Consider the following 26,384-nt stretch of genomic DNA (forward strand, 5'->3'; position numbering starts at 1 on the left):
CCCTTCACGCAGGCGTTGAGCGCCGCGCCCGCGTCGCTATCATCCCGCCATCACAACGGGAGTGCCCCATGAAACGTCGTGACTTCATCGCCCGCGCCGGGCTCGGCGCCGCGGCCACCGGACTTGCCGCCCCGGCCCTCGCGCAGACCGCGCCCACCCTCAACTGGCGCATGACGTCGAGCTATCCCAAGAGCCTCGACACCCTCTGGGGCATCGCGCCGATGGTGGCCGAGCGCGTCGGCCAACTGACCGATGGCGCCTTCGCCATCCAGACCTTCGCCGCGGGCGAGATCGTCCCCGGCCTGCAGGCCTTCGAGGCCGCCTCCGAGGGCACGGTCGAACTCGCGTGCTCGCTCTCCAGCTTCCACATCGGCAAGGACCCGACCTTCGCCTTCGACACCTCGCTGCCGTTCGGGCTGAACACCCGCCAGCACATCGCCTGGCTCTACTACGGCGGCGGGCGTGAGGCGGTGAACGGCTTCCTGCAGGGCTACAACGTCCACGCCATCCCCTGCGGCAACACCGGCGCGCAGATGGGCGGCTGGTATCGCAAGGAGATCAACTCGGTCGCCGATCTGAATGGGCTGAAGATGCGGATCGCGGGGCTTGGCGGGACGATCCTCAGCCGCCTCGGCGTGGTGCCGCAGCAGCTCGCGGGCGGCGACATCTATGCCGCGCTCGAGCGCGGGACGATCGACGCGGCCGAGTTCTCGGGCCCCTATGACGACGAGAAGCTGGGGTTCCAGAAGGTCGCGCAATACTACTACGCGCCCGGCTGGTGGGAGGGGACGGCGAATGTCAGCATGTTCGTCAACCTCGACCGCTGGAACGCGCTGCCGCCCGCCTACCAGGCCGCGCTCGAAGTGGCCTGTTCCGAGGCGATGAGCCATTGCCTCGCCAAATACGACGCGAACAACCCCCCGGCACTCTACCGGCTGGCCGCGGCGGGGGCGCAGCTGCGGACCTTTCCCGACGAAGTGCTGGCCGCGGCCTATGCCGAGGCCGGGAAGGTCTATGACGAGTTCGCCGCCAGCAACGCGGCCTTCAAGGCGATCTACGATCCGTGGCGCGAGTTCGCGCAGCAGTCGCGCGTCTGGACCCGCGTCGCGGAACTGCCGTTCGACTATTTCCTCGCCATGCAGAGCGGCCAGCCGAGCGAGTGACCCCGGCAGGGCGGGCCGCGCCTGCGGCCCCGCTGCCACGGTTCGGATTGTTGGGCGTTTTGCCCTTCTCCCGCGCCTCCTGCGGGCTATCTTCCCTTTATGCTCCGCGTCACCGAGGACATCTCCATCGACGAGTGGGAACTCCTCGAAAGCTTCACCCGCGCCCAGGGGCCGGGCGGGCAGAACGTGAACAAGGTCTCGACCGCGGTGGAGCTGCGCTTCGAGGCCGAGCGTTCGCCGAACCTGCCCGAGCCGGTCAAGCGCCGGCTGCGCCGCCTCGCCGGGCGGCGCTGGACTGACAGCGGCGCGATCGTCATCCGCGCCGAGGAGACCCGCAGTCAGACCCGCAACCGCGCCCTCGCGCGCGAGCGGCTGGCCGAGCTGATCCGGGCCGCCGCGATCCCGCCCACGCCGCGCATCCGCACGCGGCCCACGGCCGGCAGCGTCCGCCGGCGGCTGAAGGCCAAGGCCGTGCGCGGCGCGGTCAAGTCGCTGCGCGGCCCGGTCGAGGCCGAGGGCGAATGAGCCGGCGATCGACCGGCGGCCGGCGGCGGCCCGCAACCCAGGTGGCGGCGCTCTGCGTCGATCCCCAGCGCCGGCGGGTGTTGCTCATCACCAGCCGCGGCACCGGCCGCTGGGTCGTGCCCAAGGGCTGGCCGATGCGCGGCAAGTCCCTGCCCCGGACCGCGATGCAGGAGGCCTGGGAGGAGGCCGGGGTCGAGGGCGTCGTCGGCAAGGCGGAGCTTGGACGCTTCCACTACGACAAGCTGCACGACAACGGGCTGTCGCTTCCGGTGGAGGTACGCGTCTTCCCGCTGACGGTCACGGGCCTCGCCAGCCGCTTCCCCGAGGCCGATCAGCGACGGCGCGAGTGGTTCTCGGCGCTCGACGCGGCTGCGGCGGTGAACGAGGACGGGTTGAGCGAGCTGATCCTCGCCCTCCCCCGGTTCCACGCGAAGGGACTGATCCCGTTCGTCAAGGCGAAGAAATCCTAGACCGCGACCGCGCGGCGCTGCTGCTCGCCCACGCCGAAGACACGCTTGTAGCGCGCGATCTCGTCAGCCGGGCCGGTGGATTTCGCGGGGTTGTCCGACAGCTTCACCGTGGGCCGCCCGTTCGCCTCGACCGCCTTGCAGACGAGGCTGAAGGGGGCGAGGGCATCGCCGGGGACCAGCCCGCGGAAGTCGTTGGTCAGCAGCGTGCCCCAGCCGAAGCTGACCTTGACCCGGCCGTGATAGAGGCCGTGCAGCCGCTCGATCTCGGCCACGTCGAGCCCGTCCGAGAAGATCACCAGCTTCTCGCGCGGGTCCTCGCCGCGCTCCTCCCACCAGCGGATCGCGTAGTCGGTGATCGCCACCGGATCGCCCGAGTCGATGCGGATGCCGGTCCAGCCGGCCAGCCAGTCGGGCGCGCGGGTGAGGAAGCCCGGCGTACCGTAGGTGTCGGGCAGCATGATGCGCAGGTTGCCGTCATGCTCCTCGTGCCAGTCGGCCAGCACCTTGTAGGGCGCGCGCGCCAGTTCGGCGTCGTCCTCGGCCAGGGCCGCATAGACCATCGGCAGTTCGTGGGCATTGGTGCCGATCGCCTCGATGTCGCGGCGCATGGCGATGAGGCAGTTCGAGGTGCCGGTGAAGGCGCCGCCGAGGCCCGCATCGCCCAGCCCCTCCTGCATCGCCTGCACGCACCAGTCCTGCCACAGGAAGCTGTGCCGCCGCCGGGTGCCGAAATCGGCGATCTTCAGCCCGTCGAGCCGCCGCAGTCGCTCGACCTTCTCCCAGAGCCGGGTCATGGCGCGGGCGTAGAGGACCTGGAGCTCGAATCGGCCCATATGCTTCAGCACCGCGCGCGAGCGCAGTTCCATCAGCACCGCAAGCGCCGGAATCTCCCACAGCATGACCTCCGGCCAGCGACCCTCGAAGCGCAGCTCGTACTGCCCGTCGCGCTTTTCGAGCTGGTAGGCCGGGAGTTGCAGGCCCTCGAGGAAGGCCATGAACTCAGGGGTGAACATCTGCCGTTTGCCGTAGAAGGTATTCCCGCGCAGCCAAGTGGACTCGCCCCGCGTCAGGCGCAGGCTGCGGACATGGTCGAGTTGCTCGCGAAGCTCCCCCTCGTCGATCAGCTCGGCCAGCCGCACCGATTCGCTGCGGTTGATGAGGCTGAAGGTGACGGTCACGTCCGGGCGGTTGCGGAACACCGACTGGCACATCAGCAGCTTGTAGAAGTCGTTGTCGATCAGGCTGCGGACGATCGGGTCGATCTTCCAGTTGTGGTTGTAGACCCGCGTGGCGATATCGACGGTCGGCGTGATCATGTCAGCCGCACCCCCGCCGCCCGCATCTCGGCCCGCGCCCGCTCGCGCGAGCCGTCGAGGTCGATGGCGCGGGTCTCGGCCTCGATCACCTCGGCCTCGAAGCCGAGGCGGGCGGCGTCGATGGCGCTCCAGGCCACGCAGAAATCATGCGCGAGGCCGACGAACTGCAGCCGGGTGATGCCGCGCTCGCGCAGGTAGCCGGCGAGGCCGGTGGGCGTCACCTTGTCGTTCTCGAAGAAGGCCGAGTAGCTGTCGATCGCGGCGCGAAAGCCCTTTCGGATCACCAGATCGGCCCGGTTCACGTGGAGGCCGGGGTGGAACGCCGCCCCGTGCGACCCGATCACGCAATGCGCGGGCCAGAGGACCTGCGGGCCGTAATCCATCGCCACGACCGAAAAGGGGGTCGCGGCCTCGGCATGGTTGTCCGCGAAGCTCGCATGGTCGGCCGGGTGCCAGTCCTGCGTCAGCACGACCGCGTCGGCGGTGGCCATGCGGGCGTTGATCGCCCCCACGATCTCGTCCCCGCCGGCGACGGCGAGGGCACCGCCCGGACAGAAGTCGTTCTGCACGTCGGTCACGATCAGCGCGGTGGCAGCCATGTGAGCTTCCCCTTTCCGACCCGGACAGTCGCGCCATCCGGCCCCGCCCGCAACCCCGCTGCGCGCAAGCGCCGCAAGACGCCCGCTTGCGGCATCGCAGGGCGCTGCCTAACGTCGCGCGCATGCGAATGTTCTCCAGCCGCCGCCATTTCGACGACCTCAGCGAGCGCGAGATCCTCGCCCTTGCGATCTCGTCCGAGGAGGATGACGCCCGCATCTACCGCACCTTCGCCGACCAGCTTGCCGCCGATTTCCCGGCCACGGCGGCGATCTTCGACGGCATGGCGAAGGAGGAGGACCGGCATCGCGAGCAGCTGATCGACGCCCATCAGCGCCGCTTCGGCGACACCATCCCGCTGATCCGGCGCGAGCATGTCGCGGGCTACTATGGCCGGTCGCCGATCTGGCTGACGCAGAACCTGTCAATCGACCGCATCCGCGCCGAGGCCGAGGCGATGGAGCGGCAGGCGGCGAATTTCTACACCCGCGCGGCGCAACGCTCGACCGATGCCGAGACGCGCAAGTTGCTGGGGCGGCTCGCGGCGGAGGAGAGCGGGCATGTGGTCCATGCCGGGACGCTGGCCGAGGTCCACCTGACCGAGGACGCGGCGGCGGCCGAGGGCAAGGCGCAACATCGCCAGTTCGTGCTGACCTGGGTGCAGCCGGGCCTCGCCGGGCTGATGGACGGCTCGGTCTCGACGCTGGCGCCGATCTTCGCCACCGCCTTCGCCACGCAGGACACGCACACGACCTTCCTCGTCGGCCTCGCAGCCTCGATCGGCGCGGGCATCTCGATGGGCTTCACGGAAGCCGCCTCGGACGACGGCGTGGTCTCGGGCCGTGGCTCGCCGCTCAAGCGCGGCGTCGCCTCCGGCGTGATGACGGCGATCGGCGGCCTCGGCCACGCGCTGCCCTATCTCATCACCGACTTCTGGACCGCCACGACCATTGCCATCGTTGTCGTATTCATCGAGCTCTGGGCCATCGCCTGGATCCAGAACCGCTGGATGGAGACGCCCTTCTGGCGCGCAACGCTGCAGGTGGTGGTGGGGGGCGCGCTCGTGTTCGCGGCAGGGGTGCTGATCGGCGCGGGGTAGGGTGCGCGCTCTGCGCGCACCATCCGCTGCGCCCGGACGCCGGTGCGTGGAAACCACGCACCCTACGCCGCTGCTCCAAGCTTGCGCCCACCCCCCGCGCCGCCTATGCCCCGGCCGCCGCAGCCGCCCCGCGAAGCCGCCAGAATGCTCGCGATCTTCCTCCAGACCCTGCCCTTCTTCGCGCTGCTCGGCACCGGCTGGCTCGCCGGCCGCAGCGGCGCCTTTCCGGCCGAGGCGACCGCCTGGCTCACCAGCTTCGTCTTCTGGTTCGCGCTGCCGGCGATGCTGCTGCAATTCTCGATCGGGCTCGACCTCGGGGACCTCTGGGACCCGGGTTTCGCCGCCGCCTATCTGACCGGCAGCCTCGCCGTCTGGCTGATCGGTCTCGCCGTCGCCCGCGCGCGGGGCCTGCCGCTGGCCGAGGCGGCCATGGAGGCGCAGTGCTGCATGACCGGCAACACCGGCTTTCTGGGCGTGCCGATGCTGGTCCTGCTGCTCGGGCCGCAGGCGGTTGGGCCGGTGCTGCTGGTCCTGACGATCGACATGGTGGTGTTCTCGACCCTCATTACGCTGGTGGTGACGGCGGCGCGGCAGGGGCGGGTGGGCCTCGCCACGCTCAGGCCGATGGCGCGCGGCATCGCGGCGAATCCGATGATCGTCTCGATCCTCGCGGGCCTCGCCATCAGCGCCCTGCGCCTGCCGGTGCCGCGGCCCTTGGACGAGTTCCTCGCGCTGCTCGGCTCAGCCGCCACGCCCGGCGCGCTCTTCGCCATCGGCGCCAGCCTCGCCGGCCGCGCGGCACAGCGACTCGGCCCCGCCCTGTGGCTCGCGACGGCGAAACTTGCGCTGCATCCGGCGGCGGTCGGGATTGCGGCGCTCGCGGTCTTCGACGTGGCGCCCTTCCCGGCGGGCGTGATGGTGGCTGCCGCCGCGCTGCCGGTGGCGGGCAACGTCTACATGCTGGCGCAGTATTTTGGCGTGGCGCAGCAGCGCGTTTCGACCGCGATCCTGCTCTCGACCGCAGGAAGCATCGTGACGGTACCGGTCGTGATCCTGCTGTTCGGCAGCTGACGCATCCCGGTTGGCCCGGCCCGCAGCAGCGGATATGGCAGCCGGGCACTGGACGGAGGACGGAACATGCGCGGCATCGACGATCTGGACCTGAAGAACCTGACCCTCGAGGTGGACGATGCGGGCATCGCCACCGTGTCGCTGAACCGCCCGGCCAAGCGAAACGCCCTCGACTCCGTCACCGTCGAGGAACTGGTCGACGTCTTCTCGACCCTGCCCCGCGCCGGCGTCCGCGCCGCGATCCTGCGCGCCGAGGGGCCGCATTTCTGCGCCGGGCTCGATCTCGTCGAGCATTACGAGGCCGACCGCAGCCCGGCCGATTTCATGCATCTCTGCCACCGCTGGCACGAGGCCTTCAACAAGATGGAATATGGCGGCGTCCCGGTCATCGCGGCGCTGAAGGGCGCCGTGGTCGGGGGCGGGCTGGAACTGGCTTCGGCCGCGCATGTCCGGGTGATGGACGCGGAGACCTATTTCGGCCTGCCCGAGGGCCAGCGCGGCCTCTTCACCGGCGGCGGGGCGACGATCCGGGTGGCCGGCCTGATCGGCAAGGCGCGGATGATCGACATGATGCTGACCGGCCGCCTCTATCGCGGGCAGGAGGCCGTCGAAGTCGGGCTGGCGCAGTATCTGGTCGAGGACAGCGAGGCCACCGCGCGCGAACTGGCCGAGCGGGCGGCGGCGAACCTGCCGCTGACGAATTTCGCCATTTGCTCGGGGATCTCGCATTTCCAGAACATGTCCGCGCTCGACGCCGCCTATGCCGAGGCGGTGCTGGCCGGGATCGTGAACACCCAGCCCGCCGCGCGCGAGCGGCTGGACGCCTTCGCCAAGGGAACCGGCCCGCGGATCAAGCCCGAATAGGCGATCTGCGTCGAAGTTGAGACAACCCCTTGCCGTGGGGGCGATTTCCCTGCTCTACTCACGCGGTCGTGTTCGCTTGGAATGCGGCGCAACCCCTTCGTCGGAGGACGGAATGCTCGTACGGTCGGCTCTGGCACTGGCACTCATGGTCGTGCCCGCCTTCTCCCAGGACCTCGTGGACGGTTCGGACCCGGAGGCGATCCTCGCCATTGCCAAGGGCTATGGCTCGGCCGATTTGCAGACCGACGACGCGGGCGATCCGCAGATCATCGGCCGCATGGATGGCCAGCAATATGCAGTGTCGTTCTATGGCTGCGAGGGCGGCAAGGACTGCACCAATCTGCAGTTCGCGGCAGTCTGGGTCGTGGATGGCGCCGTCACCGCCGAGGCGGTCGACGCGTGGAACGAGGCCAAGCGCTTCGGCAAGGCCTATCTCGATGAGGACGGCGATCCTTGGCTCGAGATGGACGTGAACCTCGCCTTCGGCGTTACGCGGCAGAACCTGGACGATACCTTCGACTGGTGGAAGGTGGTGGTGGACGGCTTCATTGACGAGGTCGTGGCGCAGTAGCGGCACCTTTCGGGGGCTGAGGCTACCTGCACGAGGGCTCCACCCTCGTCCTCGTGCCCGGCAGCGTCAGTCCACGCTGCGGATCAGCCGCTTCTCCAGCACGCGCACGACCGTGGCGAGGTCGTGGCCGCGGCGCAGGATGCGGCCGTCCATCGCGATGACCGAATACTGGCCCTGCGCGGACCGCAGGCGCGGGCGCTTCTCGATGCGGTAGAGCGGCGTCTCGGCGGCGCGGCGGAAGATCGAGAACACGGCCACCTCTGAGAGGAACGACATGGCGTAGTCGCGCCACTCGCCCGCAGCGACCATGCGCCCGTAGAGCGACAGGATCACGCCCAGCTCGGCACGGTCGAAAGCCACGACATCGGGCGCGGGGCGCAGCGGCGGAGGGGTGGTCAGCATGGCCCCGTCAGCCTGCCAGCCCGGCGCGCCGCGGGCAACGGACATTTCGGTGAGGCCGGTTGCGCTTGCGCGGCCCCCCGATGATCCTGCGCCCATGTTCGGCTTCCGCGACATCGACATCATCCGCGGCGTGGTCCGCGCCGGCGGCTTCCGCGCCGCCGCTGACGAGCTTGGCCTCGCGCAATCCGCGATCTCGCGCCGCATCCGCGAGTTGGAGCGGCGGCTCGGCCAGACGCTCTTCGCGCGTGAGGGGCGCGGTGTTCGGCTGACCGCCGCGGGGCGGCTGTTCCTCGACGAGGCCGAGCGGCTGCTGGTGCAGCGCGATCGGATCGCGGCGCAGATGACCGGCGCCGCCGGCCTGGCGGGCACCGTCCGGCTGGGGGTAGCCGAGACGATCATCCACACCACCCTGCCCGCGATGCTGACCCGGCTGCATGCCGACTGGCCGCAGCTTCGCTTCGAGATGACCGTGGACATCTCGCGCCAGCTGGCCGAGGCGCTCAGGGCAGACCATCTCGACGTTGCGATCCTGATGCGCGACAGCCTGCCCCTGGGCGCGCTCGCCCATCCGCTGCCGCCGGTGCCGCTGCGCTGGTATGCGGCGCCCGCGCTGATCGCGCCCGGCGCGGAGGTCGACGCGGCGCGGCTCGCGGCGCTGCCGATCGTGACCTTCTCGCGCGGGACGCGCCCCTTCCAGGACGTGTCCGAGCGGCTGATCTCGCGCTCCGGGCCGATCCCGGTGATCCACTGCTCGGCCTCGCTGTCGATGACCTATCACCTGACGACGCAGGGCTTCGGCGTCGGCACCATCCCGACACCGCTGGCGCAGGTACTCGACCCCGAGGGCGCGGCGATCCACCCGCTCGACGTGGCGCCCGAGCTGGCGCTGCCGGATCTGGAGTTCGTGGTCGCCTACATGCCGGCGCGCAACCGCAGGATCGGGCAGCTCGTCGCCCGCGCGGCGCAGGACTGATCGCGCCTGGGCATCAATTTTGCTGGCGACCGATATATTGACCCGGCGTCAAGGCGGTGGGACGATCTCGCCATGACGACAGCCACGGCCCTGGCCCCCGATTCCCCCGCCGCGCTGCGCCTCGCGATCCGCGAGGGTCGCCACCGCGGCCCGACCTCCGGCTTCTGCGACAACGCCCTGCAGGGCAATCTCGCGATCCTGCCCGCGGAATACGCCGACGACTTCGCCCGCTTCTGCGCGCTCAACCCGCAGCCGCTGCCGGTGCTGGCGCAAGGGTCGCCGGGCGATCCGTCGCTGCCCACGCTCGGCGCGGAGATCGACATCCGCCGCGACGTGCCAGCCTATGCGGTGCTGCGCGACGGCGATGTGGTGGCGACGGTGCCCGACCTGATGGAGGTCTGGCGCGACGATCTCGTGACCTTCGTCCTCGGCTGCTCGTTCTCGTTCGAATCGGCACTGGCCGAGGCGGGCATCCCGATCCGCCACCAGCATGCGGGCCGCAACGTCGCCATGTATCGCACCAATATCGAGACACGGCCCGCCGGCCCCTTCGGCGGCCCGCTGGTCGTCAGCCTGCGCGGCATCCCGGCCGACCGGGTGGCCGACGCGCATGCCATCTGCGCCCGCTTCCCGCTCGCCCACGGCGCCCCGGTCCATGCCGGCGACCCGGCGGCGATCGGCATCGCCGACCTCTCCCGGCCCGACTGGGGCGATCCGCCGATCCTCGAGCCGGGCGACGTGCCGGTCTTCTGGGCCTGCGGCGTCACCGGCCAGCAGGCGCTGCGCCATGCGCGGCTGCCCTTCGCCATCACCCACAGCCCCGGACACATGCTGGTGACGGACCTTCCGGCCGCCTGAACGCATTATAAGGCAGGCCATGCACCTGCCGCCCCCGGAACAGAGAGGAAGATCATGACCCGCACGCTCACCGCGACGCTTCTGGCCACCGCCGCCCTCACCCTTCCCGCCGCCGCGCAGGAGAGCCTGAGCGTCGTCGGCTCATGGTCGAACCTGCCCCTCTACCAGAACTTCGAGACGCCGTTCTGGACCGAAGTCCTGCCCGAGGCGACGGGGGGCGCGTTCACCGCCAACCTGACCAGCTTCGACCAGATGGGCATCGCGGGCGCGGACGTCTACCGGTTGCTCGGCGACGGGGTCTTCGACATCGGCGCGACCGTGGCCGACTACACGGTGGCCGACGCGCCGGAACTGGAGGGGCTCGACGTGCCGCTGCTGGCGACCACGGCCGAGGACGCGCGCCGCATGGTCAACGCCGCCCGGCCGATGGTGCAGGACATCATGGAGAACCGCTTCGACGCCCATGTGCTGGCGATCGCGCCCTATCCGCCGCAGATCGTCTTCTGCCGGGGCGACATCGGCAGCCTCGCCGATCTTCAGGGCAAGAAGGTCCGCGGCTCGGGCCGGATGACGACCCTGTTCCTCGAGGCGCTCGGCGCCGAGGGGATCAACGTCGCCTTCTCCGAGGTGCCCGGCGCGCTCGAGCGCAGCGTGATCGACTGCGCGGTGACCGGCGCCGGCTCGGGCTACTCGGCCGGCTGGTGGGAGGTGTCGGACAGCCTGCTGGCCATGCCGCTGGGCGGCTGGGACCCGGTGGTGACGGCGATCAACCTCGACCGCTGGAACGGCCTCAGCCCCGAGCAGCAGCAGACGCTGCAGACCGCCGTGACCGAGGGGCTGGAGAACCCCGCCTGGGAGGCCGCGCAGGGCGGGCTCGAGAGCGACATCGCCTGCCTGACCGGCAACGGCGAATGCGCGGCGGGGCCGGCCGCCTCGATGACCCTGGTCGAGCCGAGCGCCGAGGACACCGCGCGGGCGATGGAGATCCTGCAGACCGAGGTTCTGCCCGACTGGGCCAGCCGCGCCGGTGCCGAATGGGCCACCCGCTGGAACGAGACGGTCGGCGCCGAGATGGGCGTGACCGTGGCGCAATGACCGGGACCGCCGCAACAGACGACCTCGCGGGCCGCATCCTCTCCGGCCTGCGGGCCGCGAACCGGGGCGTGGGGGTGATCCTCGGCCTCGTGCTGGCGGCGACGATCATCTTCGTCATCGCCGATGTGGTCCTGCGGCAGATGGGCAACTCGCTCGGCGGGTCGGACGAGATTTCCGGCTATTCGATGGCGGTGCTGGCCAGCTGGGGCCTCGCCGTCGCGCTGATGGAGGGCGCGCATGTCCGCATCGACCTGCTGCGGCAGGGGCTTGCGACGCGCGGCCGGGCGGCCTTCGATCTGACCGCGCTGACGGCGCTGACCTATGTCGCGGTGCTGGTCGCCTGGCAGGCCTGGCCGGTCCTCGACAAGACGCTGCAGCGCGGCTCGCGCGCCAACACGCCCCTCGCAACGCCGCTGTGGATTCCGCAGGGGCTGTGGTTCACCGGCTGGGTCTGGTTCGCGATCTGCGCGGTGCTGATGCTGATCGCAGCGGTGCTGATCGCCGTGCAGCGCGACTGGGCCCGGCTCGACGACGCGATCGGCATGGGCAACGAGGCCGAGGACGCGCTCGCCGAGGCGCGGACGCTGGAGGAGAGCCGCAAGTGATCGTCCAGGTCTTCGTCGCGCTTCTTCTGCTGATGGCGCTGTCCATCCCGGTCGGCGCCGTCCTGTTCCTGCTGGGCGTCGGCGTCTCGACCATCCACTCGCCCTTCCCGCTGCTGCGCGGTCTCGGGCAGATCGTGTGGTCCTCGTCGGCCTCCTCCACGCTCATCGCCATCCCGATGTTCGTCCTGCTGGGCGAGGTGCTGGTCAAGGGCGGCGTCGCGGCGCGGACCTATGGCGCGCTCGACAAGTGGTTCTCATGGCTGCCGGGTGGGCTGATCCACGCCAACATCGCCACCGCGACCATGTTCTCGGCCACTTCCGGCTCGTCCGTCGCGACTGCCGCGACCGTCGCGACCGTCGCCATGCCGCAGGCCGAGCGGCTGAACTATGACCCGCGCCTCTTCTCGGGCGCGATCGCGGCCGGGGGCACCCTCGGCATCCTGATCCCGCCCTCGATCAACCTGATCGTCTACGGCTTCCTGACCGAGACCTCGATCCCGCAGCTCTTCGCCGCCGGGCTGATCCCCGGCCTCGTCATGGCGTTCGGCTTCATGGTCATCTCGGCGCTGATCTGCATCGTCCGCCCCGCCCTCGGCGGCCCCTCGCGCCATTACGGCTGGGGCGAGCGCTTCGCGAGCCTGTGGCAACTGGTTCCGATCGTGATCCTCTTCCTGGTCATCATCGGCTCGATCTATCGCGGCTGGGCGACGCCGACCGAATCCGCGGCCATCGGCGTGGCCATGGCGATGGTGATCGCAGCCTTCGGCGACGGCCTCTCGTGGCGGGCGATGGCCGAGGCGCTGCACGGCACGATCAAGATCACTGCGATGATCATGCTGGTCATCGCGGGCGCCTATTTCCTCAACTTTGCCATGACCTCGGCCGGCCTCGGGCGGGTGCTGACCAATTTCCTGCAGGGCGCCGGGCTGTCGCCGATGGGGCTGCTGCTGCTCATCATCGCCATGTATATCGTGCTCGGCTTCTTCATCGAGACGCTGTCGCTGATGGTCGCGACGATCCCGATCGTGGTGCCGATCGTCGCCGCCGCGGGCTTCGACAAGGTCTGGTTCGGCATCCTGCTGATCGTGCTGATCGAGATGGCGCTCATCACGCCGCCCGTGGGCCTTAACCTCTACGTCGTGCAGGGCGCCCGGAAGAGCGGCAGCCTGACGGACGTGATGGTGGGCGTGATCCCCTATGTCATCGTAATGCTGCTGATGGTGGCGGTGCTGGTCGCCTTCCCCGGCCTCGCCCTGTGGCTGCCGCGTCAGGCGTAAGGAGGACCCATGCGCTTCACCTGCAACGGCGCCGCGGTCGATTGCGACCCCGCGCATCTGGTCGTCGCCGGCTGGACCGGCCGCGACGAGGCCGCGGTCCGGCACCATATCGACGAGTTGGCCGAGCTGGGCGTGGCCCCGCCCTCAACCGTGCCTCTCTACTACCGCTGCGCGCCGTGGCTGCTGACCCAAGGCCCGCGGGTGGCGGTGCTCGGCACCGACAGCTCCGGCGAGGCCGAGCCGCTGGTCCTGATCGCGAACGGGCGGCGCTATCTGGGGCTGGGGTCGGACCACACCGACCGCAAGCTCGAGGCGGTGTCGGTCGCGGCCTCGAAGCAGATCTGCCCCAAGCCCGTGGCGGCGCAGCTGTGGCACTGGGAGGAGGTGGCGGAGCACATCGACCGCATCGAGATCACCTCCGAGATCTTCGAGGGCGGCGCATGGGTCCCCTACCAGTCCGGCACCATCGGCGCGATCCGCCCGCTGGAAGGGCTGATCGCGGGCGTCGGGCTGGAGGCGCTGGCCCGCGACGGGGGCGCGGCGATGCTCTGCGGCACCTTCGCGGCGCAGGGCGGCGTCCGGCCCGCGGCGCGCATCCGCATGGTGATGCGCGATCCGGTGCGCGACCGTAGCATCAGCCTCGAATACGAAGCCGAGGCCCTCGAGGTCGTCGCGTGAGGCGCTAGAAATGTCCGATCCGGCCGCCTTCCCCCGCATCGCGCCAAGCGGCGTTGACGGGCTGGTGGTCAGCTTCGCCGACCGCTTCGACGACGCCGCGAACCGGGCCGCCCTCGCGCTCCGGGCCGAGATCGACGCCGAGGGCTGGCCGGAGCTGGTCGAGACGGCCTCCTCGCTCGTCTCGACCGTGCTGCGCTTCGATCCGCTGGGGACGCATCTCGAGGCGGTGGAGGAGCGTCTGGCCCGCCACCTCGAGGGCCGCGACTGGAGCGACGCCGCGCTGCCCGAGGGGCGGCGGCTGCTGACGATCCCCGCCGGATTCGACCCCGACGTCGCGCCTCAGATCGACGAGGCGGCCGAGGCCGCGGGCCTGCCCGACCGCCAGGCCGCCATCGACAGCATCTGCACCGCCGAGTTGCGCGTCCTGACTATCGGCTTCGCCCCCGGCCAGCCCTATATCGGCCAGCTTCCCGAGGCCTGGGACCTGCCGCGGCAGCGCAGTCTGACGCCGCGGGTGCCGGTCGGCGCGCTCGGCCTCGCGATCCGGCAGATGGTCCTCTTCGCCGTCGAGACCCAGACCGGCTGGCGCCATGTCGGCCAAACCGCGATCCGCCTGTTCCAGCCCGAAGCCCCCGACCCCTTCGTCCTGCGCCCCGGCGATGCGCTCAGGTTCGAGCCGGTCAGCGCCGCGCGGCTCGCCGCGCTGACCGACGATCCGATGGGCGGCGCCGGGATCGGCGCGGCATGAGGGTGCTGGAAATCCGTTCGGTTGCGGGCACCGTCACCGTGCAGGACGCCGGCCGCCCCGGCTTCCTCGCGCAGGGCCTCTCGCGCGGCGGCGCGGCCGATCCGGTCGCGCTTGCCGAGGGAGCGGCGCTGCTGCGCCAGCCGGCCGGCAGCGCGGCGATCGAGTTGATGTCCGGCGCGCTCACGGCCGGCGTGGGCCAGCCGACCCGCATCGCGCTGACCGGCGCCCCGATGCGCGCCACGCTGACCGAGGGCGGCGAGACCCGCCCCCTCGCATGGCATGCCAGCCACCTCCTGCCCGCCGGCGCGGAGCTTTCGCTGAAGCCCGGCCCGGAGGGCGGCTTCGGCTACCTCCACCTCGGCGGCGGCATCGCCACACCGCCCGTCATGGGCTCGCGCTCGGCCCATCTCGCCGGCGGCGTCGGCGGACCGCTGCGCGCAGGCGACCGGCTTCCGCTGGGCGTGGACAAGGGCGGCGAGGTGGACCTGCTCCTCGATCCCCTGCCCCGCTTCGGCGGCGGGCGGCTGCGCGCGGTCGAGAGCCTGCAGACCCGCCTCTACGGCGCCGAGCAGATCGAGCGGCTGCAACGCACGCCCTTCCGCCGCGACAGCCACGGCAACCGCATGGGCGTCCGCCTCGACCTCGGCGGCGCCGAGCCCTTCGCGGCCGAGGGCGGCCTCTCCATCGTCTCCGAGATCGTCCAGCCGGGCGACATTCAGGTCACCGGCGACGGGACGCCCTTCGTCCTGATGTCCGAATGCCAGACCACCGGCGGCTACCCCCGCATCGCCACCATCCTGCCCTGCGACCTGCCGATCGTGGCGCAGGCCGCGCCGGGAGCCGAACTCACGATCCGCCTGGTCGATCGTGAGACGGCTCTGCAAGCCTTGCGCGACGCCGCCCGCGCACTCGCTGACCTGCCCCGCCGCCTCCGCCCGCGCGTGCGCGACGCGGGCCAGATCGCCGACCTGCTGGCCTACAATCTCGTCGGCGGCGTCGTGGACGCGGCGCGCCCCGACCACATCGAGCATCCCTTGCACGAGGACCCGCCATGACCCAGGCCCGCATCGACCTCAACGCCGACATGGGCGAGAGCTTCGGGCCCTGGCCGATGGGCGACGACGCGGCGCTGCTGGGGATCATCTCATCGGCCAATATCGCCTGCGGCTTCCATGCCGGGGACTGGGACGTGATGGCCTCGACCATGCGCCTCGCGGTCGAGCGCGGCGTTGGCATCGGCGCGCATCCGGGTCTGCCTGACCTGCAAGGCTTCGGGCGGCGCGAGATGCAGATCGGCCTCGAGAGCGCCGCCAACTTGGTGCGCTACCAGCTGGGCGCGGCGCGGGCGATGGCGAAGGCGGCGGGCGGCGCGGTGCGGCACCTGAAGCTGCACGGGGCGATCGCCAACATGGCCTCGCGCGACGAGGCGCTCGCGCGGGCCTGCTATGAAGGGGCGCTGTCGGTGGACCCGGAGCTCATCCTCATGGTGCTGGCCGGGACCGCGCAGGAGCGCGCGGCGCGGGCCCTTAGCGCGCGGATCGCCTGCGAAATCTTTGCGGATCGCGGCTACAACGAGGACGCCACGCTGATCACCCGCGGTCAGCCCGGCGCAATGGTCCACGACCCCGACGAGGCCGCGCCCCGCATCGTGGAGATGGTGCGGAGCGGCGCGATCATCGCCGCCTCCGGCCGCCGCATCCCGACCCGGATCGACACGATCTGCCTGCACGGCGACAACCCCGGTGCGGTGCGGCTGGCGCAGGCGGTGCGCGCCGCCCTCGACGCGGCGGGGATCGAGGTTCGCGCCTTCGACGGCGCGCGCTAGCGCCCGCGCGAGCGGCGGGCGAGGGTTGTCGTGATCGCCAGCGACACCAGCAGCGCCGCGAGGAAGGCGGCCGGAGCGGGCAGTGCTGTCGCGGTCAGCGCGAGCGCCCCGCAGAAGCCCGCGAGGCTGATCGTGCCGAGAATGGCCGAATGCAGCGTCGCCGCGGCGGTATCGGCCCCCATCCGCTCGTGGATGGTGATCGAGAGCACCGTGTAGCCGACCGGAAAGGCCATCAGCAGCCCCGACCCGGTCGGCCCGAGACGCCCGGACATGGCGGTGACCGCCGCGACCAGCACCCCCGCCAGCAATCCACGCGCAACCAGCATCGCGCGGTTCTCGGACCGCCGTGCGGCGGTCGAGGGACGCAGGAAGCCCCGCCCCGTCCGCCAGGCGGCGAAGGTCACGGCGGCAAACACGGCCATTCCCACGGCGGGCAGCGGTGGAAGGGCCTTGAGCACAAGCGCGGCGCCGGCCCATGCGCCGCCCGAGGCCAGCATGCAGATCAGCGGTGGGACTCTCCGGGCCATCACGATATAGGCCAGCAGGAACAGCTGCGTCGCCGCCAGCGACAGGATCGAATAACCCGCCGCCTGCGCCACGAAGCCCGCCTCGGCCTCGCGCATGAGGAAGAAGAACCCAGGCCCGAGGACGATCGGCAACCCGGCGAGCGCGCCGCCCACGGCGGGGCCCAGCCGCTCGACCGCAGCCGCCACGCCGATCACCACCACCGCCGTCGCCAGCATGCGGATCAGCAGCTGCCCCGCCGCGATGTCGCCGATGAGGCTATCCACGGCGCGCGGCCATCGTCAGCCGCAGCGCAGCGCCTCGATGACCCCGTCGCTGCCCACGTCGATATTCAGTCGCCCGGCCACGTAGTCGGCGCGGATCTCCTGCCCGGCCCGGTTCACCCGCGCCCCCTGCGGCAGCGAGACCCCGCGCAGCGCGCTGTCGGGACGGCCCAGCAGCCGCTCGAACCGCGCGGCCCCGCAGGAGCCGGAGGCCGAGTCGATCGAGATGCCGTCGCCGCCTCCGCCGCAAGCAGCGAGCAGCAGCAGGACGGCGGCGGAGGCAAGCTTGCGCATCGTCATCCCCTCAGTAGCAGGCGATCTTGTCGATGCGGCCATTGGTGCCGACCTCGATGTTCAGCCGGTCGACGCGAAAATCCATCGTCACGGCATCGCCGGGACCGATGATCCGGGTGCCGGCCGGGAAGGTCATCGCGGCGAGAATCGAGCGCGGCTGGCCGATCAGCCCCTGATACTGCGTCGCCCGGCAGGCATCGATATCGGGCAGCGGCTCGGCCGGAGGCGGCTCCACAACCTCGACGCAGGCGGCGAGGGCAAGGAGCGGGGCGGCAAGCAGCAGTCTGCGCATCATGGCCTCCTCAGCCGCAGTCGATGTTGTAGATCCGCCCCGCCTGGTCGAGGCGGAAGACGATCCGGTTGGGATCGTATTCCTGCGGCTCGATGCCGCGGTATTCGACCACGCGATAGGCGCGGTTCACGCCCAGCGTGGCGATCACCGTCCCCGGCTGGCCGAGGGCGGCGGTGTAGCGGCCGGCCTGGCAGAGGTCAGGCTGACGCTCCTCGAGGCCGGAGATCCCGGCGACCGGCGCGACGGCCGGCAAGGCGACCGGCGGCGGAGCCGGCTGAGGGGCGGGGGCGGGCGCGCAGGCGGCCAGCAGCGGCACGGCGGCGAGGGTCAGGAAGATGCGGGTCATGGGGCCCTGTCGTTTCTATGTCGTTGAATGCTCGATGCCTGCGACCATAACCGCAACGGCGGGTTGCGCAAAGGCCGGGCGCGGGGTCGGCCGCGCCGACATCGTTCACATGTTCGCAGGCGGCCGCTTGCGGCGCGGCGCGTTTCACGTGACGGTGGCGCAGGCCCCATACCTCGCAGGTGAACCGATGGACAGCATCCCCGCCCCGCCGCCCGCACATGGCTCCTTCCGGCAGTCGGTCGAGGAGATGTTCGGTCATGCCGCCACGCTTCTCGACCTGCCGCCGGGGCTGGAGGAGAAGATCCGCGTCTGCAACTCCACCTACACGGTGCGCTTCGGCGTCCGGCTGCGCGGCCGGATCCAGACCTTCGTCGGCTATCGCAGCGTCCATTCCGAGCATCACGAGCCGGTCAAGGGCGGCATCCGTTACGCGATGTCGGTCAACCAGGACGAGGTCGAGGCGCTGGCCGCGCTGATGACCTACAAATGCGCCCTCGTCGAACTGCCCTTCGGCGGCTCCAAGGGCGGCCTTCGGATCGATCCGCGCGCATGGAACGAGGACGAGCTGGAGCGCATCACCCGCCGCTTCACCTACGAGTTGAGCCGGCGTCACCTGATCTCGCCCAGCCAGAACGTCCCCGCGCCCGACATGGGCACCGGCGAGCGCGAGATGGCCTGGATGGCGGACGCCTACAAGCGCCTGCACCCCGCCGACATCGACAGCCGCGCCTGCGTGACCGGCAAGCCGATCGGCTTCGGCGGCATCCACGGCCGGACCGAGGCCACCGGCCGCGGCGTGCAGTACGCGCTGCACGAAGCCTTCCGCCACCCCGAGGCGGTGGCGAGGGCGGGCCTCTCCGGCGGGCTCGAGGGCAAGCGGATCGTCGTGCAGGGCCTCGGCAACGTGGGCTACCACGCGGCGCTGTTCCTCTCGACCGAGGACGGGGCGAAGATCGTGGCGGTGGCCGAGCGCGACGGCGCCGTGGTGGACGAGGCCGGCCTCGATATCGCGGCGCTGAAGGCGCATCTGTCGGCGAGCGGCGGGGTGCGCGACTTTCCCGGCGCGCAGTTCCTCGCGGACGCGGACGCGGCGCTGGAACTGGACTGCGACATCCTGATCCCGGCGGCGATGGAGGCCGTGATTCACGAGGGCAACGCCGCGCGCATCAAGGCCCCGATGATCGTCGAGGCCGCAAACGGACCCACCACCGCCGCCGGCGACAAGATTCTGCGCGAGCAGGGGAAGTTCGTCATCCCCGATCTCTACGCCAACGCGGGCGGGGTCACGGTCAGCTATTTCGAATGGGTCAAGAACCTCGGCCATATGGATTTCGGCCGGATGGAGCGCCGCCGCGAGGAGGCCCGCCACCGCCTGCTGATCGAGGAGCTGGAGCGCCTCTCGGCCGACCAGAACCTCGGCTGGAGCCTTTCGGCGGGGTTCAAGCAGCAATATCTGATGGGCGCCGACGAGCTGACGCTGGTCCGGTCGGGCCTCGACGACATCATGCGCGGCGCGTTCCAGCAGATGATGACGGTGATGGCGGACGACAGCCGGGTGCCGGACCTGCGGACCGCGGGCTACATGGTCGCGGTGCGGCGGATCGCGCGGACCTACGAGGCACTTGGGCTGTAGGCTGCGGCGGGCACGGGCGGGGCGGCGGGGTCATCGGCTGGCCCGTGCTTCCCGCGCCCGGCGGGCCTCGGCCTCCATGCGGCGGTCGAGCATCGCCAGCACCTCGGCCCGTCCGAACGCCCGCGCGGCGGCCTGCCGCGCCGCCTCATGCGCCGGAAGAATGGCCGCGCGGGCGGCAGCGGTCTCCTCGCGGTCCAGCACCGCGGCGCGGGTCAGCGCGTTCACCAGCCGCAGGTCGGCGGGCGTCGTCGCGGCTTGCCAGCCCGAGGCGGTCCCGGCCAGCTCCGCCTCGATCGCATCGAGGCGCGCATCCATCCCCGCCATCTGCCGCCGCAAGGCCGCGAAACGGCGCAGCTCAGCCTCGGCCTTGAGCCGCGCCACCGCTTCCAGGGGCTTCAGCCCGGCCCGCGTCACCATCCGGCCCGCACCTTCAGCCGCATCGCCTCGGCAAAGCGGATCGCGGCGGCGACGGCGGCGAACTGCTCGGCCGGGATCTCGTCGCCGATGTCGAGGCCCGCATGCAGCGCCCGCGCGCAGGGCGGGTCGGACCAGATCGGCACCCTGTGCTCCTCGGCCCGCGCGCGGATCCGCGCCGCGACCTCGTCCACGCCCTTGGCGAGACACACGGGCGCCCGCCCGCTGCCGCGCTTCCATTGCAGCGCCACGGCGTAATGCGTGGGGTTCACGATCACCACATCCGCGCGCTCCACATCCGCCAGCATCGAGCTCATGGCGATGTCCACCGCCCGCTGCCGCCGGCGCTGCTTCAGATGCGGATCGCCCTCGGAGTCCTTGTGCTCGTCCTCCATCTCCTTGCGGGTCATGCCCATACGCTTGCGGAACTCGTGCCGCTTCCAGAACACATCGGCCAGCGTCAGCGCCGCCGTAATGGCCAGCGCCAGCCCCGCCAGCCGCGCCAGCATGACGACGAGACCGCCGACCCACTGCGTCTCGCGCATCGCCCCCGAAGCGCCGAGGCGGTCGATCAGCCCGCCGAAGAGCAGCCACCCCCCGGTCATCGCGAGGGCGACCTTCACGAGCGAGAGGCCGAAGGTCACGAGGCCCTTGAGTCCAAACTTCTGCTTCGCGTTCCCGACAGGGTTCAGCCGCTTCAGGTCGAAAGCGAGCTTCTGCGGGCTGAAGATCAGTGTCCCCTGCACGACGAGGCCGAGCAGCACCAACAGTCCCGGCACCACCAGCAGCGCAAGCGTGAGCCAGGCCGCCTCGCCCGCGAGGCGCTGCGCGGCCGCGAAGGCATCGCCCGGCGCCGCCGCGGCCAGCCCGTCGGCCGAGGCCGCCAGCGCCAGCCAGCGGCTCGCCGCATGGGGCCCCAGCACCAGCAGGACCAGCGCCAGCCCGGCATAGGCCAGTAGCGCATTGACCTCGAGCGAGCGCGGCACGTCGCCCTTCTCGCGCGCCTTGCGCAGCTTCTGCTCGGACGGGTCGAAGGGCTTGTCGTTATTCTCTTCGCTCATGGCCGCAGCGGCTCCAGGTCGATGCCGAGGACCGCATCGGCCCAGACCCCGAGGATCGCGGGCGCAAACAGCGCCAGCCCCGCCAGCGCCAGCAGGATCGCGGCGGGGGCGCCGACGAAGACCACCGGCAGCGTCGGCATGACCTTGCCCACCACCGCGGTGATCCCCTGATAGAGCAGCCCGCCGAGGATGAAGGGCGAGGCCAGCACCATCGCCAGCCCGAAGCCCCGCGCGACCAGTTCCACCAGCGCGGGCACCAGACGACCGGGCGGCGGCAGCCCGGCGGCGGGCCAGACCTCGAAGCTGGCCGCGAGATAGGCCGCCAGCAGTGCCGGCAGGCCCAGCGCCATCAGCAGCGCGAGGCCCGCGAGGTGGAGGAGGTTGCCGATCGGGTGCGGCGTCATCTCGGTCTCGCCCCCGAAAAGCTGCGAGAGGGACGCCGTGGCCGCGATGGTCGAGGCGGCGATCGAGAGGGTGACGGCCATGAGCCGCAGCTGCAGCCCCATCACCAGCCCCAGCGCGAGTTCCAGCATGGCGGCGAAGACGAGCGCCGGTCCGGTGGCAAGGCCCAAACCGACGCTCCCGGGCAGGAAGAGCGGCGTCAGGACCAGCGCCAGCCCGACCTTGACCCGCGCCGGCAACCCGCGCTCGCCGTAGCCCGGCATCGCCAGCAGGCAGGCCTGAACCCGCAGATAGACCAGCAGCGCCGGGGGAAGCCCCTCCACCAGCGCCGCGAACTCGCCCATCAGCCGGCCTCGGCCGTCGCCAGCACCGCCAGCGGCGTGGCCGGCTCGATCTCGTCGAGGCCGATCACCGTCACGTCGATCCCGGCCGCGTCGAGCATTGCCTTCACCGCGCGGCGGCGGTGATCCGGCACGGCGAGGACCGGGCGCCCGGTCGCCGCCGCGGCGAGGGCCGCCTTCACCGCCTCGGCCAGCCGTGCCGCCAGACGCGCCGAGGGCAGCGGCGCGGCGCCGCGCGGGGCGGCGGTCTCGGCGCGGGTGAACTCGGCCTCCCAGAGCGGGTGCAGCTGCACCATCTCGAGGCGGCCGCCGGGCGTCAGCAGCGCTTCGGTGATCTGGCCCCGCAGGCGGTGGCGCACGCGCTCGGCAATCGCCTCGGGGTTTTCCAGCCCCCGCCACTCGGCCACGCAGTCGGTGATCTGCGCCAGGTTGCGAACCGAGATGCCCTCGCGCAGCAGCAGCCGCAGGACCGCGAGCAGTAACTCGGGCGGCACCTTGTCGGGGATCATGCCGTCGAAGAAGCGCCGGTGGATCTCGGCCCGGCGCGGGTCGGAGAGCTCCTTCAGCTCGGCGATCATGCGCTGCAACGCGCCGAGCGACATCAGCTGCGGCAGCGAGCGGCGGGCGACCTCCAGCAGATGCGTGGACAGCACCTCCATCGGCGCGACGACGGTGCCGCCCTGCAGCGTTGCCTCGGCTTGGGCCTCGCGCGCGATCCAGCGAGCGGGGGCGTCATAGACCGGCTCGCGCACGGGCGTGCCGCCGATGGCGTCAAGCGTGGCAGGCTCGCCCAGGACCAGCACCTCGTGCGGACGCAGGCTGCCGCGGCCGCGGATGACGTTGTGCACGCGGATGAGGTATTCGCCCGCGGCCAGTTCCGGCGCGTCGGTGATGCGGATGTCGGGCAGGATGACGCCGTAGCTGCGCGCGAGGTGCAGCCGCAGGTTGGCGATCCGCGGGCCGAGCCCGCGGCCCTCGTCCAGCGCCGGGGCGACGAGGTCGGGGCCGATCTCGACCGCGATCTCGTCGAGGTCGAGGGCGTCGCCGATGCGCGCCTGCGGCGCCGGGGTGACTTCCGCCGGGGCGTCGGTCGGCGCCGGGGCGGGTGCCGTAGCCGTGCGCCAGGCGAGGCCGGCGAAGATCGCGGCGAGGACGAGGAACACCGGCTTCGGCATCCCCGGCACCATCGCCATGACGACCATGCCCGCGGCCACGATCGCGGGCGCGCGCCAGTTGCCGAGCATCTGGCCGGAGAGGAGTTCCGCCGTCGGCTCGGTCGCGCCTCCGCGCGAGAGCAGCAGCGCCGCTGCCATCGAGGTGATGAGCGCCGGGATCTGCGTCACCAGCCCGTCGCCGATGGTCAGGAACGCATAGGTCCGCAGCGCCTCGCCCACGGCCAGCCCGTGCGACAACACGCCCACGGCGAGGCCGACCAGCAGGTTGATGAAGATGATGACGATCCCCGCGACGGCGTCGCCCTTGACGAATTTCGACGCGCCGTCGAGCGAGCCGAAGAAGCTGATCTCGGCCGCCTCACGGGCGCGGCGGAGCTTCGCCTCCTCGTGGTCGATGGCGCCGGAGCTGAGGTCGGCGTCGATGGCCAGCTGCTTGCCCGGCAGCGAATCGAGGGCCAAGCGCGCGGCGACCTCGGCCATGCGGCCCGAGCCCTTGGTGATGACCATGAAGTTCACGGCCGAGATCACCGCAAAGACCGTGAGGCCGATCAGCAGCGAGCCGCCCGCCACGAAGCTGGAAAAGCCGCTGATGACATGGCCCGCGGCCTCGGGGCCCGTATGGCCCTCGGTCAGGATCAGCCGGGTCGAGGACACGTTGAGCGACAGCCGCAGCACCAGCGAGACCAGCAGCAGCACCGGAAACGCTTGGAAGTCGGTCGGCCGCGTGACCAGCGCCGCCATGACGAGGATCAGGATCGCGCACGCGATGGAGACCGCGATGCCGATGTCGAGCAGCACCGGCGGCATCGGCAGGACCATCGACATGACGACCAGCACGAGGATGCCGGTGACCACGACCGAGCGGGCGTGGACGGCGGTGGAGGCAGGACCGGCGACCGGCGCGACGCTGCTCATCGGGGCGCCTCGGCGGGTGCGAGGGTGAGCGCGGGATCGAAGGCGGGACCGTCGAAGAGGCCGGTGCGCCGCAGATAGGCGATGGCCAGCAATCGCTCGGCCGGCGGGAGCCGGCGCAACCGGATCGGCAGGTCGGCGGGCGCGCGCTCGCCGGCGTAGAGCCAGCGGTCCGCCTCGGCGATGAAGGCGGCGAGGGCGGCTTCGTCCGCGCCGGCGGGCGAAGCCACGGCCAGAAGCGCGAGGGCCGCCACCGAGAAAAGCCGTCCAGCCATCATGACGCCCGCTTGATCTCGCGCAGCGCGCTCTCGAGGCTCACGAAGCTCGGCCGCAGGCTCTCGGGTGCGGCCTGCCGCCCGACCTCGACGCAGAGGTTGGTGGCGTGCTGGTGCAGGCCCGCGACGAGGACCGACTTGATGACCTCGTAGAAGCTCTCGTCCTGCTTCAGCACCGCCGTCAGCCGCTGCGCCAGCGGCGCCACGAAGCCATAGGCGAGGAACACGCCCAGGAAGGTCCCGACCAGCGCGCCGCCGATCATCTTGCCCAGCACCTCGGGCGGCTGGTCGATCGAGCTCATGGTCTTGATGACCCCCAGCACGGCGGCGACGATGCCCAGTGCCGGCAGGGCGTCAGCCGTGCTCTGCAGTGCATGGGGCACATGCATCGCTTCCTGCCGGATAAGGGCGAGGCGGCGCGAGAGCATCTCCTCGACCTGATAGGGGTCGTCGTAGTTGAGGCTGGCCGAGCGCAGCGTGTCGGTGATCAGCGTCACCGCCTCGTCGTCGGCGAGGATGCGCGGATAGGCGCGGAAAATGGCCGATTCCTCCGGCCGCTCGATATGCTCCTCGAGGTCGACCGGGCTCGAGCGCGCCAGCCGCAGCAGCTGGTAGAGGAGGCACAGCACGTCCTGGTGGTCGGCATCGCTCCAGCGCGGCCCCTTGAAGGCGCGCATGAGGCCGGGAAGCGTGTGCTTCAGGGTCGCCGTGTCGTTCGACAGCGCATAGGCGCCGACCGCGGCGCCGCCGATGATCATCATCTCGTAGGGCAGCGCGTGCAGGATCACGTCGAGATGGCCGCCGGCCAGCAGGAAGCCGCCGAACACCATCGCCACCGTCAGCACAATGCCAAGCATTCCGAACATCAGCGGCCTCCTTCAGTTCCGGCGGACGCTGCGCGCGCCCATATGGGTGGTCAGCACGGCCGCCTGCACGGGGTCGACCGCGGCGAGGATCTGCGCCCCGGCGGCGGGGTCGATGCGCATCAGGATCTCGGCCGCGAAATCCGGCGGCAGCGCGTTCAGGACCGCGGCGGCGTCGCGCGGCTTCATCGCGTCATAGACGCCGACCAGGCGGTCGATGTCGTCCGTCACGGCGGTCCGCTGCGCCTGGCCGGTCGCGCCCATGCCGTCGCGCACCGCCTTCAGCTCGCGCAGCTTCGCCGTCAGCGTGGACTGCGCCGTGGCGATTTCGGCCCGGCTGCGGTCGAGCGCGGCCTGGTAGGCCTCCATCCGCTGCGAGCGAAGCTCCAGCAGCGCGGCCAGATCGACCGCCTCGGGGATGTCACGGCAGCCGGCGAGCAGGTCGGCCCGCGACGCCGCCGCATCGCCGGAACCAAGCGCGCTCACCCCCTGCATGGCGCCGAGGGCCATGAAGCAGCCCGCAAGGGCCGGCAGGAGCCGCCTACGCCGTCTCATGCCCGGCCTCCGCATGCTCGCGCCGCCGCCGGATGCGCCGCCGCGGGGCCTCGTCGGGGGCGAAGCCTCCCTGTGCCGCCCAGCGCAGCCGCTCGGCCCGCGCCCGCTCGACGGCATCGCCCAGCGCCGCGCCGGAGGCCGAGGCCTCCTCACGCGCCCGCGCCAGCGCCGATTCGAGCCGCGCGACCTCCGCCGCCATCACCGCGATGGCGCCGCCGAGGCCGGTCTCGAGGTCGTTCAGCCGCCGCAGCCGGCGGGCCAGCACCGCGCACCAGACGGCAAGCAGCAGCGCCGCGCCGGCAAGCGCCAGTTGCGGCAGATCGGAAAACCAGGACGCGCTCATTTCAGGCCGAACTCGATGATGAGGACCTCGACCGGCAGATCCTCGCCCAGCGCGAGGCGGGCGCGGCTGCCCAGTTCCTCGCGCACCACGTCGAGGATGCCGCGCCGCTCGAACGCCGCGGGCGCGATGCCGGTGACGAAGGTGTTGAAGCTGTCGATCACACGCGGCGACAGCGCCTCGATGCGGCTCTTCGCCGCCTCGGTGGTCTCGAGCTTCACCACTAGATGCAGCGTCCGCGGGCGGGCATCCGGCAGGGTGACGTTGATCGGCGCGACATCGACGAAAACCACCTGCGGCGCCGCCTCGGACCCGCCGCCTTGGAGGAGCGCGCCCGGCGACCAGTAGCCGAGGTAACTCGACCCGAAGCCAAGCCCGGCGGCAAGGACCGGGAGCGTGAGGATCGCCAGCCGCCTGCGGCGGCGCGGGGCTGGGGCTGCGGCGGCGGCCGCGTCGGTCAGGGCCAGATCCGTCATCGTGATTCTCCGTCTCGATGACGCCGGTCTAACAGCCGCGGGCTAACCGATAATTAATGAGGCTCCCCTAAACCTCTCTG

33 protein-coding genes are annotated in these 26,384 nt (G+C 71.3%); 17 read left to right on the forward strand and 16 right to left on the reverse strand.

Annotated elements, in window-relative coordinates; genetic code table 11:
- The first annotated feature begins 68 nt into the window (after positions 1-68).
- The 3 genes from GI374_RS04265 to GI374_RS04275 all read left to right on the forward strand — a co-directional run bounded on the left by GI374_RS04265 (position 69) and on the right by GI374_RS04275 (position 2,158).
- Complete coding sequence (locus GI374_RS04265; protein WP_154335774.1) at positions 69-1,163, forward strand: TRAP transporter substrate-binding protein; 1,095 nt, start codon at positions 69-71, stop codon at positions 1,161-1,163.
- 99 nt (positions 1,164-1,262) lie between these two features.
- Positions 1,263-1,688, forward strand: a complete 426-nt coding sequence (gene arfB, locus GI374_RS04270) for an alternative ribosome rescue aminoacyl-tRNA hydrolase ArfB (protein ID WP_154335775.1) — start codon at positions 1,263-1,265, stop codon at positions 1,686-1,688.
- Positions 1,685-2,158 carry an NUDIX hydrolase gene (locus GI374_RS04275; RefSeq protein ID WP_154335776.1) on the forward strand — a complete coding sequence of 158 codons (474 nt, stop codon included), beginning with the start codon at positions 1,685-1,687 and terminating at the stop codon, positions 2,156-2,158. The genes arfB and GI374_RS04275 overlap by 4 nt, the downstream gene beginning before the upstream one ends.
- On the opposite strand, the gene pncB is transcribed toward GI374_RS04275, so the two are convergent.
- Positions 2,155-3,474: a nicotinate phosphoribosyltransferase gene (gene pncB, locus GI374_RS04280; RefSeq protein ID WP_154335777.1), complete on the reverse strand. Its 1,320-nt coding sequence runs from the start codon at positions 3,472-3,474 to the stop codon at positions 2,155-2,157. The genes GI374_RS04275 and pncB overlap by 4 nt on opposite strands.
- On the reverse strand, positions 3,471-4,073 hold the full coding sequence (gene pncA, locus GI374_RS04285) for a bifunctional nicotinamidase/pyrazinamidase (protein ID WP_154335778.1): 603 nt from the start codon (positions 4,071-4,073) through the stop codon (positions 3,471-3,473). The genes pncB and pncA overlap by 4 nt, the downstream gene beginning before the upstream one ends.
- A 122-nt stretch (positions 4,074-4,195) precedes the next feature.
- Here pncA and mbfA point away from each other — a divergent pair, with 122 nt between their 5' ends.
- From mbfA to GI374_RS04305, 4 genes are all read left to right on the forward strand, one after another.
- Positions 4,196-5,170, forward strand: a complete 975-nt coding sequence (mbfA, locus tag GI374_RS04290; protein ID WP_154335779.1) for an iron exporter MbfA — start codon at positions 4,196-4,198, stop codon at positions 5,168-5,170.
- A gap of 144 nt (positions 5,171-5,314) precedes the next feature.
- A complete protein-coding gene (locus GI374_RS04295; RefSeq protein WP_154335780.1) occupies positions 5,315-6,241 on the forward strand; it encodes an AEC family transporter in 927 nt (308 codons plus the stop codon).
- Between the two features lie 66 nt (positions 6,242-6,307).
- Positions 6,308-7,105, forward strand: a complete 798-nt coding sequence (locus GI374_RS04300; RefSeq protein ID WP_154335781.1) for a crotonase/enoyl-CoA hydratase family protein — start codon at positions 6,308-6,310, stop codon at positions 7,103-7,105.
- 112 nt (positions 7,106-7,217) lie between these two features.
- A complete protein-coding gene (locus GI374_RS04305) occupies positions 7,218-7,676 on the forward strand; it encodes a YbjN domain-containing protein (protein WP_154335782.1) in 459 nt (152 codons plus the stop codon).
- Positions 7,677-7,742: 66 nt separating this feature from the next.
- Here the strand turns inward: GI374_RS04305 and GI374_RS04310 are convergent, their stop codons facing one another.
- Positions 7,743-8,078 carry a DUF2794 domain-containing protein gene (locus tag GI374_RS04310; RefSeq protein ID WP_154335783.1) on the reverse strand — a complete coding sequence of 112 codons (336 nt, stop codon included), beginning with the start codon at positions 8,076-8,078 and terminating at the stop codon, positions 7,743-7,745.
- Between the two features lie 94 nt (positions 8,079-8,172).
- Here GI374_RS04310 and GI374_RS04315 point away from each other — a divergent pair, with 94 nt between their 5' ends.
- From GI374_RS04315 to GI374_RS04355, 9 genes are all read left to right on the forward strand, one after another.
- A complete protein-coding gene (locus tag GI374_RS04315; RefSeq protein ID WP_195759830.1) occupies positions 8,173-9,051 on the forward strand; it encodes a LysR family transcriptional regulator in 879 nt (292 codons plus the stop codon).
- A 72-nt stretch (positions 9,052-9,123) separates the two neighbouring features.
- Entirely contained in the window at positions 9,124-9,909 is a 786-nt protein-coding gene (locus GI374_RS04320) for a putative hydro-lyase (protein WP_154335785.1), read from the forward strand.
- 54 nt (positions 9,910-9,963) lie between these two features.
- Positions 9,964-11,004, forward strand: coding sequence for a TRAP transporter substrate-binding protein (locus tag GI374_RS04325; RefSeq protein ID WP_154335786.1), 1,041 nt, complete (start codon positions 9,964-9,966; stop codon positions 11,002-11,004).
- A complete protein-coding gene (locus tag GI374_RS04330; protein WP_154335787.1) occupies positions 11,001-11,609 on the forward strand; it encodes a TRAP transporter small permease subunit in 609 nt (202 codons plus the stop codon). The genes GI374_RS04325 and GI374_RS04330 overlap by 4 nt, the downstream gene beginning before the upstream one ends.
- On the forward strand, positions 11,606-12,886 hold the full coding sequence (locus GI374_RS04335; protein ID WP_370515137.1) for a TRAP transporter large permease: 1,281 nt from the start codon (positions 11,606-11,608) through the stop codon (positions 12,884-12,886). The genes GI374_RS04330 and GI374_RS04335 overlap by 4 nt, the downstream gene beginning before the upstream one ends.
- 9 nt (positions 12,887-12,895) lie before the next feature.
- Complete coding sequence (locus GI374_RS04340) at positions 12,896-13,564, forward strand: DUF2848 domain-containing protein (RefSeq protein WP_154335788.1); 669 nt, start codon at positions 12,896-12,898, stop codon at positions 13,562-13,564.
- A gap of 10 nt (positions 13,565-13,574) precedes the next feature.
- On the forward strand, positions 13,575-14,312 hold the full coding sequence (locus GI374_RS04345) for an allophanate hydrolase subunit 1 (protein ID WP_154335789.1): 738 nt from the start codon (positions 13,575-13,577) through the stop codon (positions 14,310-14,312).
- Positions 14,309-15,367 (forward strand): biotin-dependent carboxyltransferase family protein, encoded by a 1,059-nt coding sequence (locus tag GI374_RS04350; protein WP_154335790.1) that lies wholly within the window; start codon positions 14,309-14,311, stop codon positions 15,365-15,367. The genes GI374_RS04345 and GI374_RS04350 overlap by 4 nt, the downstream gene beginning before the upstream one ends.
- Positions 15,364-16,137 carry a LamB/YcsF family protein gene (locus GI374_RS04355; RefSeq protein WP_154335791.1) on the forward strand — a complete coding sequence of 258 codons (774 nt, stop codon included), beginning with the start codon at positions 15,364-15,366 and terminating at the stop codon, positions 16,135-16,137. The genes GI374_RS04350 and GI374_RS04355 overlap by 4 nt, the downstream gene beginning before the upstream one ends.
- Here the strand turns inward: GI374_RS04355 and GI374_RS04360 are convergent.
- From GI374_RS04360 to GI374_RS04375, 4 genes are read right to left on the reverse strand one after another with little or no spacing between them, the layout of a single operon-like run.
- Entirely contained in the window at positions 16,134-16,928 is a 795-nt protein-coding gene (locus GI374_RS04360; RefSeq protein ID WP_229582596.1) for a hypothetical protein, read from the reverse strand. The two genes, GI374_RS04355 and GI374_RS04360, sit on opposite strands and share 4 nt — an antisense overlap.
- Before the next feature lie 15 nt (positions 16,929-16,943).
- Positions 16,944-17,219 carry an I78 family peptidase inhibitor gene (locus GI374_RS04365; RefSeq protein ID WP_229582597.1) on the reverse strand — a complete coding sequence of 92 codons (276 nt, stop codon included), beginning with the start codon at positions 17,217-17,219 and terminating at the stop codon, positions 16,944-16,946.
- A gap of 10 nt (positions 17,220-17,229) precedes the next feature.
- Positions 17,230-17,511 (reverse strand): I78 family peptidase inhibitor, encoded by a 282-nt coding sequence (locus GI374_RS04370; protein WP_154335793.1) that lies wholly within the window; start codon positions 17,509-17,511, stop codon positions 17,230-17,232.
- Between the two features lie 10 nt (positions 17,512-17,521).
- The gene (locus GI374_RS04375; RefSeq protein WP_154335794.1) at positions 17,522-17,857 is read right to left on the reverse strand and encodes an I78 family peptidase inhibitor; all 336 of its coding nucleotides are present in this window, start codon (positions 17,855-17,857) and stop codon (positions 17,522-17,524) included.
- A 187-nt stretch (positions 17,858-18,044) separates the two neighbouring features.
- On the opposite strand from GI374_RS04375, the gene GI374_RS04380 reads away from it, so the two are divergent.
- On the forward strand, positions 18,045-19,490 hold the full coding sequence (locus tag GI374_RS04380) for a Glu/Leu/Phe/Val dehydrogenase (RefSeq protein ID WP_154335795.1): 1,446 nt from the start codon (positions 18,045-18,047) through the stop codon (positions 19,488-19,490).
- Positions 19,491-19,520: 30 nt separating this feature from the next.
- On the opposite strand, the gene GI374_RS04385 is transcribed toward GI374_RS04380, so the two are convergent.
- Genes GI374_RS04385 through GI374_RS04425 form a run of 9 tightly spaced genes read right to left on the reverse strand, consistent with a single transcriptional unit; the run spans position 19,521 to position 26,304 of the window.
- On the reverse strand, positions 19,521-19,907 hold the full coding sequence (locus tag GI374_RS04385; RefSeq protein WP_154335796.1) for a hypothetical protein: 387 nt from the start codon (positions 19,905-19,907) through the stop codon (positions 19,521-19,523).
- Positions 19,901-20,965: an EscU/YscU/HrcU family type III secretion system export apparatus switch protein gene (locus GI374_RS04390; protein WP_154335797.1), complete on the reverse strand. Its 1,065-nt coding sequence runs from the start codon at positions 20,963-20,965 to the stop codon at positions 19,901-19,903. Before GI374_RS04390 ends, GI374_RS04385 begins: the two co-directional genes overlap by 7 nt.
- A complete protein-coding gene (locus tag GI374_RS04395; RefSeq protein ID WP_154335798.1) occupies positions 20,962-21,711 on the reverse strand; it encodes a flagellar biosynthetic protein FliR in 750 nt (249 codons plus the stop codon). Before GI374_RS04395 ends, GI374_RS04390 begins: the two co-directional genes overlap by 4 nt.
- Positions 21,711-23,798, reverse strand: a complete 2,088-nt coding sequence (locus GI374_RS04400) for an FHIPEP family type III secretion protein (protein WP_154335799.1) — start codon at positions 23,796-23,798, stop codon at positions 21,711-21,713. The genes GI374_RS04395 and GI374_RS04400 overlap by 1 nt, the downstream gene beginning before the upstream one ends.
- Complete coding sequence (locus GI374_RS04405; RefSeq protein ID WP_154335800.1) at positions 23,795-24,070, reverse strand: hypothetical protein; 276 nt, start codon at positions 24,068-24,070, stop codon at positions 23,795-23,797. The genes GI374_RS04400 and GI374_RS04405 overlap by 4 nt, the downstream gene beginning before the upstream one ends.
- A complete protein-coding gene (gene motA, locus GI374_RS04410) occupies positions 24,070-24,936 on the reverse strand; it encodes a flagellar motor stator protein MotA (RefSeq protein ID WP_154335801.1) in 867 nt (288 codons plus the stop codon). The genes GI374_RS04405 and motA overlap by 1 nt, the downstream gene beginning before the upstream one ends.
- 12 nt (positions 24,937-24,948) lie before the next feature.
- Complete coding sequence (locus GI374_RS04415; protein WP_154335802.1) at positions 24,949-25,488, reverse strand: MotE family protein; 540 nt, start codon at positions 25,486-25,488, stop codon at positions 24,949-24,951.
- On the reverse strand, positions 25,475-25,831 hold the full coding sequence (locus GI374_RS04420; RefSeq protein WP_154335803.1) for a hypothetical protein: 357 nt from the start codon (positions 25,829-25,831) through the stop codon (positions 25,475-25,477). The genes GI374_RS04415 and GI374_RS04420 overlap by 14 nt, the downstream gene beginning before the upstream one ends.
- The gene (locus tag GI374_RS04425; protein ID WP_154335804.1) at positions 25,828-26,304 is read right to left on the reverse strand and encodes a flagellar basal body protein FliL; all 477 of its coding nucleotides are present in this window, start codon (positions 26,302-26,304) and stop codon (positions 25,828-25,830) included. Before GI374_RS04425 ends, GI374_RS04420 begins: the two co-directional genes overlap by 4 nt.
- Between the last annotated feature and the right edge of the window lie 80 nt (positions 26,305-26,384).

This window comes from Paracoccus sp. S-4012, assembly GCF_009674885.1.
Classification (GTDB): Bacteria; Pseudomonadota; Alphaproteobacteria; order Rhodobacterales; family Rhodobacteraceae; genus Paracoccus.